Below are 11,983 nucleotides of genomic sequence, written 5' to 3'. Positions count from 1 at the left end.
ATGTTTCACGTTACAACTATCATTCTATTACTCTTCATTATTTATAGGTACTAAGGCTATTATCTAATCCTATTATTGCAAAAATACTATGTAACAGACGAAAATCAAGGCGTAATTTTTTCCATACTTCGACTGATTTTGTAACAATTATATCGATATTTCATTAAATTTCACCTCATTTATATCTTTTTACGTCTAAAAAGATTATTATTTCATAACTATTTTTCATTTAAACAGTAAAACGCACTACTTTTGTAACATTATAGATATCTTCAAGAAACATTGCTGTAACATTATTAATGTTACAGCAATTGAAATACTACTCATTTTGTGTTCCATATGCCCTAATACGCCAAAAAACAACAAGGAAGCGCTATCAGGATATTTATGGAATTGTTACAGAATATTAATGCCCCGTTACGAAAGCTTTGTAATTTTATGTTTTTCGCAAATAAGAAAATAATGGTTGCTATAATGAGGTCAACGAAAACAAATGCAATGGAGGCTATTATGAAAAAATTTATGGGTATAGCAACAGCAGCGGTTTTTGGTCTTGGGATTTTCACAACATCTGCTAAAGCAGAAACGATCGTAACGACTGACGTACTAAACGTACGAGAAAACCCAACTACTGAATCAAAAGTTGTAGGAAAATTATTAGATGGATATAAAGTAAATGTTTTACATACAGAAAATGGTTGGTCAAAAGTTCAATTGAATAGCGGTAAAGAAGCTTTCATAAGCGCTGACTATACAAAAGACACTTACTACGTAACAGCAAACGTATTAAACGTACGTGCTGGAGCAAACACAGACTCAGAGATTCTTGGTAAGTTGAAAAAAGATGATGTAATCGAAACAACACACCAAGTACAAAATGATTGGATTCAATTTGAATATAACGGAAAAACAGCTTATGTTCATGTTCCTTACTTAACAGGTAAAGCACCAGTTAAAGTTCAACCAGTAGTTAAAGTTGAAAAAACAACTACAGTTCAAGATACAGCTAAAGTTCGTGAAGCAGTTAAAGCTCAGGAAGTAGCTGAAACTCAAGCAAAAGCTAAAGCAGTGGAAGCAACTAAAGCTCGCGAAGCAGCTGAAGCTCAAGCAGAAGTTAAAGCTCAAGAAGCGGCTAAAGCTCGTGAAGCAGCTAAGGCTCAAGAAGCAGCTAAAGCTCAGGCAGATGCTGAAGCTCAAGCAGAAGTTAAAGCTCAAGAGGCGGCTAAAGCTCGTGAAGCAGCTAAAGCTCAAGCAGATGCTGAAGCTCAAGCAGCGGCTAAGGCTCAAGAAGCAGCTAAAGCTCGTGAAGCGGCTAAAGCTCAAGAGGCAGCTGAAGCTCGTGAAGCAGCTAAGGCTCAAGAAGCAGTTGAAGCTCGTGAAGCGGCTAAGGCTCAAGAAGCAGCTAAAGCTCGTGAAGCGGCTAAAACTCAAAAACCAGCTACACAACAACCTGTTGCAAAAGAAACTGAAACTAGTGCACCATCATCTTCTCGTGAGTTACGTGTTGTAGCAACAGCTTATACAGCAGATCCACTTGAAAATGGTTATAAAGCAGGCGACCAAGTAAAATCAGCTTTAGGCCACAACTTAACAGCTAATCCAAACATGAAACTAATTGCAGTTGATCCAAGTGTCATTCCATTAGGTTCAAAAGTATGGGTTGAAGGTTACGGAGTAGCAATCGCTGGTGATACTGGTGGAGCTATTAAAGGTAATAAAATCGACGTTTTAATGCCAGATAAAGGTTCATCAAGTAGCTGGGGACGTAAAACAGTTACAGTTAAAGTATTAAACTAGTCAGTAAAAAAGAGTCAGTCTCATCGTGAAGTGCACCCCAATTGTTAGACACAGCCTAACAATTGGAGGTGCATTTTTTATGGCTAAATTTTCTTCAAAAGAAAAAATCCAAGCGGTGAAACGATATTTAGATGGTACAGAAAGTGGAAAAACAATTGCTAAATCTATAGGAGTTAACCCTAGCGTACTTCGTGAGTGGATTAGACGATATGAGTCTTCAGGTGAAAAGGCCTTTGAAAAGTGCTATACATTCTACCCAGCCCAGTATAAACTAGATGTACTTTATTATATGAATGAACACGGGACATCTATCAGAGAAACAGCGGCACTTTTCAATATACCGTCTTATGAAACACTTCGGAAATGGAAAATAGCTTATGAAACAGGAGGATTGGATGCCCTACAATCAAAGAAAAAGGGGCGTCCAACCATGAAAGATAAAAAAATAAAACCAGTAGATGAAGGATCAATCGAAGCCTTACAAGCGGAAAATGAGCGTTTACGTATGGAAAATGCATATTTAAAAAAGTTGAATGCCTTAGTTCAAAACAAAGAAAAATCACCAAACAAGACAAAGCGCAAGTAATCTACGAGTTAAGGCATGAATTTCCTATCAAGGAGTTACTTCAACTCGCAAACATTCCACGTAGTACGTACTATTACTGGATGAAACGTTTTAATCGTCCTGATCCAAATGCGGAGGTAAAAGAACGGATTCAAGCTATTTATAATGAACACGATGGGTGTTATGGTTATCGTCGTATTCGTGATGAACTTATGAATCGTGGACACAAAGTAAATCATAAAAAAGTGTATCGCCTTATGAAAGAATTAGGGTTAAAATGTCTGGTTCGTATGAAAAAATATCGCTCTTACAAAGGGACAGTTGGGAAAATTGCGCCAAATATTTTAAATCGCAACTTCCAAGCTGAAAAACCAAATGAAAAGTGGGTTACAGATATTACGGAGTTTAAGTTATTTGGGGAGAAGTTATACCTATTACCAATGTTGGATTTATTTAATGGTGAAATTATCACGTATACAATTGGTTCAAGACCGACCTATTCCCTTGTTTCAGCGATGTTGGAACAAGCTCTTTATTGTGTAACCGATCCGGATAAACTCCTCATTCACTCTGATCAAGGTTGGCACTATCAAATGAAACAATACCGTCATTCTCTTAAGAATTGTGGCATAACTCAAAGTATGTCTCGCAAAGGAAACTGTTATGACAATGCCGTTATTGAAAATTTCTTCGGTATCATGAAATCGGAATTTCTATATCGAAAAGAATTTGAAAGTATAACACATTTCAAACAAGAATTAGCAAAGTATATAGAATACTATAATCATAAAAGAATTAAGGCAAAATTAAAGGGTATGAGCCCAGTACAATACCGGGCTCATACCCTAGAGGCTGCCTAATGAAACGACCTGTCTAACTTTCGGGGGTCACTTCATCGTTGAGGCTGGCTCTTTTTTTACTCTATTAAACTACTGAAAAATGACATAGTAAATGAAATTATATCAACGATTTTTCAAATATATCTATCGTAACCTACAATATATCAACGATTTTTCGAATATATCTATCGTAACTTATAATATATCAACGATTCGACAAGAGATATCGATTTACCGACAAATTTTGACGTTAAAAGTACTTTAATATTAAAAAGGCGGTCCAAAATTTGGAACGCCCCCTATCTTCCCTATTCCACACAAGTAAACTGCGTCCAAGCTCCTACATAATTTAGTAAGAATAACTCCTCTTCCGCAATTGTACCGACGATATTTTTCCGTTCATCTATCGGCATTTCTTTTAAAATGATTTGCAGTTCACCTTTATACTTTCCGAATGAGTTATTACCAATTACAACTTGCCCTCTTTCCTGCAGCACACTTTCACGCACTGGGAAGTCATAGTCTTTGTACTTTTTACGTACTTCTGTAGAACGTACCATATACTCTGTTATGTCGCCGCGTCTTACGTGTAATTCTTGCAGCGTCGCTCTCTTCTCTACTTCAGTCGCTTCGTCTACAAAGTGCACTTTTAGCTGTAACATGTAGCGATTTAAGTTTCCTAGTTTCTCTAACTCTTCCTCACTCGCATAAGCATTTCCGATAATGACATCATCGATTAGCCCTGTTGCCCATAAATGCTTCGCTTGTACTTCAATTGGTAAATTACGATGCTCTTCTAACGTACATAATCCGTCGTTAATATCCCATGGACCGATGTTTGCGGCATGTGATGTAATAAAGGCTGCACTGCGAATACCATGCTTTTTAAAGCGTTCACTGCAGCGAATGAAATAATCATACGGAAGACCAGTGAATTTTTGCGGATAAAAATTATGGCAACCAATTAAAGCTGATTTATTTGCTTGATGCGAAAGAATATTTTCTAAGTACGCAATATCGTTACTTACATTTAACTCAATTTGTAAACCGTACGGATTATTCGTCATTTTCGCTTCCGTTAACCCGTCAAAGCCTACATCTAAACGAATACCGTCTGCGCCTAACTCTGCGAAGAATGATAGATCGCTATAACTAATACCAAGCTGATCAAACACAGCCGGAGCTACATCTAAAATAACTTCCATATTGTTATCTTTTGCGTGATTAATAATCTCTTTAAATTCAGCTACAATTTCTTCTTTCGGACGATTCACAGATAACAAACAAGTAAATATTCTTGAAAAACCGTGTCGTGCCGCTACGGAAATATAAGCCATATCTTTTTCTTTCGTTGAATGTTCTGGATAAAGTGAAATCCCTAATTTACGCTCCATGCTTTTGCATCTCCTTCACACGTTGTATTAATGCCATGCTCGTAAATCTATATTTTGCAGATAAACACGTTGCACATAAAATTGTCGGTACAATAATTACGTACGGTGATTGCAATCCTAACATTACATATGCACCCATTGAACAACCGATTAATAAAACTGATACTAGTAGTAACACTAATAAAGATTTACTTTGTACCCATTTCGAATAATGGGCAATACACTGTCCGATCACGAATGTAATTAAGATGATAATTGCTCCGAGCATTCTGTTTTCTCCTCTCCTGCTAATTGTTGTTTCTCATACATTTTGAAGAATGGATAGTAAATAACGAATGAGATCGCAAAGTTAACAAGTACAAGTACACCAGCCATAATTGTCCAGTCCGTGCTAATAATCGCTGCAATTGGTGCTAACATCGTAAATGGCAGTTTCGCCATCATGAGTGGAATCATACCTGAAACAACTGCGAAATATGATACTGTCGTTGTCACTAGCGGTGTAATAACGAACGGAATAATTAAGATTGGGTTCATTACAATCGGAGCCCCGAAAATAATTGGCTCGTTAATATTGAATAAACCTGGTACGAATGATAATCTACCTAACTCTTTTAGGAACTTAGATTTAGAGAACATAAACATAATTACTAAAGCTAACGTTGATCCTGATCCGCCAATCCATACGAACCATTGAATGAATTGCTCTGTAAATAAGTTTGGTAACTGATGTGCATTTCCTGTAGCCGTGAACACTTCCATATTTTCAAGAATTGCTGAATCCCACATCGGACGAATGATTGGTCCTAAAATCGCCGGTCCATGTATACCAAATGACCAGAAGAACACGATTAAGAATACTGTTAATAAACCACCGAATAAGTTATTTCCTACTAGTACTGATTTTAATGGTGCGATTAAGTATGTAATTGTTGTATTTACATCGAATTTCAAACCGTAGCGAATGCCCCAGAATAAAAGAATAACTACTAATGTTGGAATTAATGCTGCAAACGAATTTGAAACTGCTGGTGGTACACTGTCTGGTAATTTTATTGAGATATTATGCTTAATCATAAAATGATAAATTTCTACTGCAATTAATGCTGTAACAATTGCGCCGAATAAAGACGTTGCACTTAATGTTCCTACTGAAATATATCGACCTGCATCAATAACACCTGGTACAGCTTTCGTAATTTGAATTGGTTCAACTGATGCTAGTAAAAAGGCGAGTACAGATAGTAGCCCTGCACTTAATTGATTGAGCTGATAAAAGTTCGCGAGCGAAGCCCCTACACCAAACGCTGCGTATAAGGCCATTAGTCCTACTGTAAATCGGAATGGAATATCTAAAATATGGCGAAACGGTGCAATCCATTCCATATATGCATCAATTGGTAAATTTAAAAAGATAACGAAAAATGACCCGACGATCGTTAACGGTAATGTAGAAATAACCCCATTTCGAATTGCCAATAAATGTCGTTGTCCTGCAATCTTTTGCGTTGTTGGCATAATCTTTTGTTCCATAAAACTCATAAACCCATTCATCAATAGCCCTCCTCTTTCTCTCTACTATAAAAGAATGAAATAAACTTTATAACATTATAATGTTTATATTTAAAAAGATATAATTATACTAAGACTAATTGTTCTGCTTGCTTCAGTACTTTCAAACCATCACACATGCCATAATCTCGTTGGTCTATAATTGCAACTGGTATGTTGTATGAGTTTGCAAGAAACTCTACAGCTGGAAATAAATATTTCACTTGTGGACCAATTAAAACGACATCAGCTTCCTTAATTTCAAGTTTCACGAGTTCTGAATCAACCGCCTTAATTTTATAATTCTTCCCCTGTTTCTTTGCCTCTTCTTGCATTTTTCTTACGACCATACTCGTTGACATACCTGCTGCACAACATAATAAAATATACATCTTATACTGTCACTTTCTCTTCCACTCGTTTATGAAGAGTAATAAATTCTTCAGCTAGTTCTTTCACTGTAATTGCATTCATTAAATGATCTTGTGCGTGCACTAACAGTAAACTGATTTCTGCATGATTTCCTCTTGCCTCTTCTTGAATTAAATCCGTTTGAATACGATGAGCTGCTGAAATTTCTTCACTAGCAAGTTCCATCTTTTCACCCGCATTCTCAAAATCTCCTTGTCTTGCAAAAGCGATTGCTTCAAGCGCCGCGCTTCTCGCGTTGCCACCATGTAAAATTAACGCAAATGGAGTTTGCATATCAGTCATTTTAAATTCCCCCAAGCTATATGTTTTCTATATTTTTATCTTATTATGAAAACGCATACAATTAAACATAAAAAACTTCCGTTATGTAACGGAAGTTTTTATATACTTTTTCAAAATGATAATAAAATCTCTTGAAAATCTTCAATCACCTCGGTCTGAGTTAGCTTCTCTATCACACTTTGACTAGACATAATATCATATAAAAAATCATAAAGCCTTTGCAAATCTTCATTATTATTGCGCTTTACACTAAATAAAATAATTACTTGTACTTTTTTATCTCCCCAATCAACAGCCTTTTCAAGTGTGCAAAACATCAAAAAAGTTTCCTCACTTAATAACTGCATCGGATGCGGGATTGCAACTGAATTCCCAACCGCTGTCGGAGACGTATTTTCTCTTTCCATAACAGAAGCATAAAAGTTTTCTTGTACATAATGTTTCTCAGCAGCTTTCTCACATAAAAACTGAATAACATCCTCTTTCGTAGAAGCACTATGATTTAAGAAAATTAAATCTTCCTTAATATAAGGCTGCACACTCGTATTCACATGCGTAAACAACCGCTGACCAATCAATTTAATCTCTTTATCATCAAATATTGAATTCACTTTTATAACTGGCACAGGCAAACCACTCGGTATATGAATCGTACTAATAATACAATCTATTTTTTCTTTATAAATATCTTCTACTTTCAATTGATAATAACCTGTAATACCTACAATCTCTAATTTATCTCGGAACTGTGATAAAATTTTATATTTCAATAGTTGTGCACTTCCTTGACCAGTCGCACAAACTAATAAAAATCTTTTCTTTTGATTCTGCTCCTGCAAACGGCTCATCGCTCCGCCGAAGTGAATAGCAATATAACCAATTTCACTTTCAGGGATCGATTCACCCGTATATTCACCAATGATATCTCCAACAAGAACCGCAATTTCAAAAGCATACGGATAATTCTTTTTCACTTCTGCCAAAAGAGGATTTCTCGTATTTAACTTATACTTCAAACGATTTAATAACGTTTTTAAATGAATACCAAATCCAAGTAATAATTCTTCATCATAATAAAAAATAAGATTCCGTTCTTCCGCTACTTTAAAAAGAATATGTTGCATAAATGCATATATATCTTTTCCTAATAGCTCTTCTACATTTTCATAGCGATCTCTCGTTGTAACAGCAGTACTTAATAAATGCATCGTCACATATAATACTTCTTCTTCTGGAAATAAAAATTTTAACTCTTTCTCTAAATCTCCTAAAATCTGCTTCGCAATTGTATATTCTTTCTTTATTATAAGTTCTGATTGCTCCGCATGCAGTTCTTTCATATAATGTTGACTTTGACAACGCTTTAATGCGATTGCAATATGAATGACTAAATTATCAATTTCTATATCAGATAAATATATTGTTCCACCTTCAATATACTTTAATATAATTGAACGAATGAGTGATATATGAGGTAGCGATAAATATGTCTCCGTCTGCTCAAATTGCTCATGAAACGGAGTATGGCCATAACGCGGTAAACCATATTGTGATAAACAAGAACGAATATTAAATTCCTCTCCAACAATACGTATACCATAATACGGTCTCTTCTCAATTTGTAATTTATAGCGGCCACATATATCTGTAACATCTTTCATAATTAAATTGACCGTTGATTTGCTCACATAAATCTCTTCTGCTAATTCTGAAAGCTTCACATATCCCTCTGTCGTTAAAACACGCTGCAGAATATACGCTATTCTTTCTTCATAAGAAGTTGGGATCTTTTCCGTCTGTTTTTGAAATAGGCTCACACAAAAGTCTTCAAATTTCTTCGTTTGTATAATTTCTAATTCGTACCCAGTCCCTCTTTGCGATTCGATTTTCGCTCCGTTTTCTTCCAATATATCATTTAATAATTTTATATCCTTTTGAATCGTCTTCGTCGATACATGTAAACGGCCCGCTAAAAAAGCTCGATTTAACATCGATTTCTCTTCTAAAAACTCCTCTAAAATAGAAATTAATCGCTGATGCACCTTTGTCATAGCTCTTCCTCTCGCTCTTTATATATAAAGGGGGAAAAGCTGCTGAAATCAGTAGTTTTTCCCCTTTATATTCCCTCTATTTCTTTAACGTGAATCCAAATTTATCCCATGCTTGTAAATAGTCTAGTAAGAAAATCTCTTCTTCTACAATTCGACCAACTACATTTGTTTTTCCTGTATTCACCATATCTTTTAATGCAATTTGTAATTCGCCTTTATACTGGCCATATTGTTCATTATCAATTAATAAATCTCCACGCTTAATTTCACGCGTATTATGAGGTTTAAACTCTTCTTTTTTATATTTCACACGACTTTGTGTAGAACGAATCATATATTCAGATACATCTCCGCGATAAAAATGTGGTTCGTCTAATACGATAATTCTTTCTAGTTCTGTCGTTGTATCATATATTTCTATATCAAATGTTTGTTTCTCTTTATTTAATGCACCTAGTGCTTGTAATTCTTCTTCTGATGCATATGCGTTTGCAATAATAACATCATCAATTAATTCCGTCGCGAATAAATGCTTTGCCTGTGTTGTCATCGGTAATTCACGATGCTGCTCTAACGTACATAATCCTTCTGTTACTGGCCAAGGTCCATATGTTGCATCAAATGATGAAATAAAAGCAGCCGTTCTCATACCGTAATCTTTAAATTGTTTCGAGCATTTAATAAAATGATCGTATGATAATCCTGAATAACGATGCGGATAAAAATTATGGCAACCAATTAAATTTTCGCGATTTGGTCTATGGCTCATAATGTTATCTACATACTTCGTACCATTGCTCATATTAATCTCAATTTTCAAACCATATGGATTATAAGTCATAATTGATTCTTCTAATCCTGAGAAACCGACATCTAAACGAATACCGTACGCACCTAATTCATGGAAGAATGATAAATCATTATACGAAATACCTAATTGTTCAAAAACAGACGGACTAATATCAACTAATACCTGAAACCCTAATGCATTCGCATGAGAAATCGTTTCTTTAAATTCTTCTATAATTTTCTCTTTTTCTCCATCCACAGACAATAAACATGTGAACACACGTGTAAATCCATATTTACTTGCTAATGTTAAATACTCCTTATCTTTCTCTACTGTTGAATGTTCTGGATAAATAGAAATACCTAATCGTCTCATATGTACACGCCTCTTTCTTCATCATATTGTAAACCTTTTCAAATATATGTAGTGAAAAAGTATATCTCCCCTTCTTGTTCACTACTCTTTTGAATCCGCTTTCTTTAAAGAAAAAACAATTTCTATCATTCTTAACACCTACAAGTCTATACATCTATACTTTACATCTTTTTTTCATAGTTGTGTAGCTTTTACACAAATTTGTCAGTTTTTCGCCTTAAAAATTGTTATCCGTTTTCAAGACACCTTCCTTGACTGTTGCATTGGCCAATACATATACTCGAAAGAAAAGAGATACAGTGAAACTTTAATCAGTGAGGGGGGTGTTCATCCCCCACTGATTATTAGTTGAACCAATCGGGCATTTACGGGCAGTTGATCTCCCACCTAACTTCTTTGCTCCAGTCCGATTTTGAGGTGGGAGTTTTACTGCCCGTTAATAGCGGGAAAATTTTATATAGGGGATGAATATATGGGAGAAGCAATACTCGTAAAACGAGAACCGTTATGGACAAAAGAGTTTGTTGCTTTAATTTTTGCAAACTTATGTATGTTTTTAGGGTTTCAAATGTTAATTCCAACCTTACCTGTTTATGTGAAAGAAATTGGTGGCACAAGTTCCAATATCGGATTGGTTGTCGGCATGTTTACCGTTGCGGCACTTTTTGTTAGACCGCTAACTGGGAACGCCTTGCAAAAATTTAATAAAAAAATCATCTTAATGATCGGTACTGCTATTTGTTTACTCGCTATGGGCAGTTACCTTTTCGCCTCAACAATCTTTCTCTTGCTTGCTGTTCGTATTTTACACGGAGCTGGTTTCGGTATTACAACGACTACATATGGAACTGTCGTTTCTGATTTAATTCCCTCAGCTCGCCGCGGAGAAGGCATGGGATATTTTGGTCTTTCTGGAACAATCGCAATGGCCCTCGGTCCACTTATCGGACTATGGCTTATGCAAACATATAACTTCACAATTCTTTTTTTATGTGCATTATCGTGCACAATTGTTTCATTAATATTAACGAAACTACTTCAAATCCAAAAAACGAAACAGCCTCCACAACAATCATCTAGTTCTTTTCTCGATGGATTTATTGAGCGTAAAGCTTTACTTCCTTCATTATTAATATTATGTATTACATTAATGTACGGAGGAATCGGAAGTTTTATAACACTATTTGCTACAGAAGTCGGCATAGCTGATATTAGTCTCTTCTTTTTATGTAACGCACTAGCAATCGCTGTAACTCGTCCATTCTCTGGAAAGCTATATGATGCGAAAGGCCATACATTCGTCATCATTCCGGGAGTTATTATAACGTTTACAGGCATTATTTTATTGTCGTATACGACGACAATTCCGAGCTTAATTATTGCTGCAGCATGTTACGGAAGTGGTTTTGGAGCGATCCAACCTGCACTACAAGCATGGATGATTGACCGCGTAGCACCGCATCGACGCGGCGTAGCAACAGCTACATTCTTCTCCGCATTTGACCTTGGAATCGGCGCTGGAGCGATTATATTTGGATTTATGGCTCATTTTACAAACTATGCAACTGTATATCGTTACTCCTCTCTATTACTTATTGCTTTTCTCTTCATTTACATTACAAGCATAAGAAAACAAAAGTATGGCGATAAAAACACGGAAAAAGCTGCTGGATAATTCAGTGGCTTTTTTATCGTGTAAAAAAAATTGTTTTCCCTCGTTTTACCGTTATAAAACTACATGCATTTTCCTACATATTTTTTTAACTTTCATCAAAAAATATACGATGAACTCGCAGACACTTTCCTTGATATTCAACTGAACAATACTATTCTAAAAAGTATGATTTCTTTACAAAATTAAGTTTTATACAAGATGAAAACCAATAAAATACAGCTGTTTCTTTAAG

General features: G+C 35.5%; 10 protein-coding genes. 3 read left to right on the top strand and 7 right to left on the bottom strand.

Annotation, left to right across the window (positions count from 1 at the left end; translation table 11 throughout):
- Nucleotides 1-387: 387 nt before the first annotated feature.
- Together entC and JFU02_RS23560 are read left to right on the top strand one after the other, a co-directional pair.
- A complete protein-coding gene (gene entC / locus JFU02_RS23565) occupies nucleotides 388-1,797 on the top strand; it encodes a cell wall-binding protein EntC (protein ID WP_201071712.1) in 1,410 nt (469 codons plus the stop codon).
- A gap of 79 nt (nucleotides 1,798-1,876) precedes the next feature.
- Nucleotides 1,877-3,222 (top strand): IS3-like element ISBth10 family transposase gene (locus JFU02_RS23560; protein ID WP_097960410.1). Its coding sequence is split into 2 segments (ribosomal slippage): nucleotides 1,877-2,318 and nucleotides 2,318-3,222, totalling 1,347 coding nucleotides; the frame shifts between segments, so codons are not numbered across the junction.
- A 287-nt stretch (nucleotides 3,223-3,509) separates the two neighbouring features.
- On the opposite strand, the gene JFU02_RS23555 is transcribed toward JFU02_RS23560, so the two are convergent.
- From JFU02_RS23555 to JFU02_RS23525, 7 genes are all read right to left on the bottom strand, one after another.
- A complete protein-coding gene (locus JFU02_RS23555) occupies nucleotides 3,510-4,595 on the bottom strand; it encodes a DUF871 domain-containing protein (protein ID WP_000440073.1) in 1,086 nt (361 codons plus the stop codon).
- Nucleotides 4,585-4,863: a hypothetical protein gene (locus JFU02_RS23550; protein WP_000900042.1), complete on the bottom strand. Its 279-nt coding sequence runs from the start codon at nucleotides 4,861-4,863 to the stop codon at nucleotides 4,585-4,587. The genes JFU02_RS23555 and JFU02_RS23550 overlap by 11 nt, the downstream gene beginning before the upstream one ends.
- Nucleotides 4,839-6,149: a PTS sugar transporter subunit IIC gene (locus JFU02_RS23545; RefSeq protein ID WP_001013057.1), complete on the bottom strand. Its 1,311-nt coding sequence runs from the start codon at nucleotides 6,147-6,149 to the stop codon at nucleotides 4,839-4,841. The genes JFU02_RS23550 and JFU02_RS23545 overlap by 25 nt, the downstream gene beginning before the upstream one ends.
- Before the next feature lie 83 nt (nucleotides 6,150-6,232).
- Nucleotides 6,233-6,538, bottom strand: a complete 306-nt coding sequence (locus JFU02_RS23540) for a PTS sugar transporter subunit IIB (RefSeq protein ID WP_000275644.1) — start codon at nucleotides 6,536-6,538, stop codon at nucleotides 6,233-6,235.
- A 1-nt stretch (nucleotide 6,539) separates the two neighbouring features.
- Nucleotides 6,540-6,860: a PTS lactose/cellobiose transporter subunit IIA gene (locus tag JFU02_RS23535; RefSeq protein WP_000131324.1), complete on the bottom strand. Its 321-nt coding sequence runs from the start codon at nucleotides 6,858-6,860 to the stop codon at nucleotides 6,540-6,542.
- Nucleotides 6,861-6,970: 110 nt separating this feature from the next.
- A complete protein-coding gene (locus JFU02_RS23530; protein ID WP_201071708.1) occupies nucleotides 6,971-8,911 on the bottom strand; it encodes a BglG family transcription antiterminator in 1,941 nt (646 codons plus the stop codon).
- A 76-nt stretch (nucleotides 8,912-8,987) separates the two neighbouring features.
- The gene (locus JFU02_RS23525) at nucleotides 8,988-10,076 is read right to left on the bottom strand and encodes a DUF871 domain-containing protein (RefSeq protein WP_001253348.1); all 1,089 of its coding nucleotides are present in this window, start codon (nucleotides 10,074-10,076) and stop codon (nucleotides 8,988-8,990) included.
- A gap of 472 nt (nucleotides 10,077-10,548) precedes the next feature.
- Here JFU02_RS23525 and JFU02_RS23520 point away from each other — a divergent pair, with 472 nt between their 5' ends.
- Entirely contained in the window at nucleotides 10,549-11,751 is a 1,203-nt protein-coding gene (locus tag JFU02_RS23520; RefSeq protein ID WP_097888282.1) for an MFS transporter, read from the top strand.
- Nucleotides 11,752-11,983 lie beyond the last annotated feature (232 nt).

The sequence above is a fragment of the Bacillus sp. TH13 genome (assembly GCF_016651175.1).
In the GTDB taxonomy this organism is placed as follows: domain Bacteria; phylum Bacillota; class Bacilli; order Bacillales; family Bacillaceae_G; genus Bacillus_A; species Bacillus_A thuringiensis_S.
Note: the sequence above shows the minus strand (reverse complement) of the source record. Positions and strands in the feature narration are given on the sequence as shown.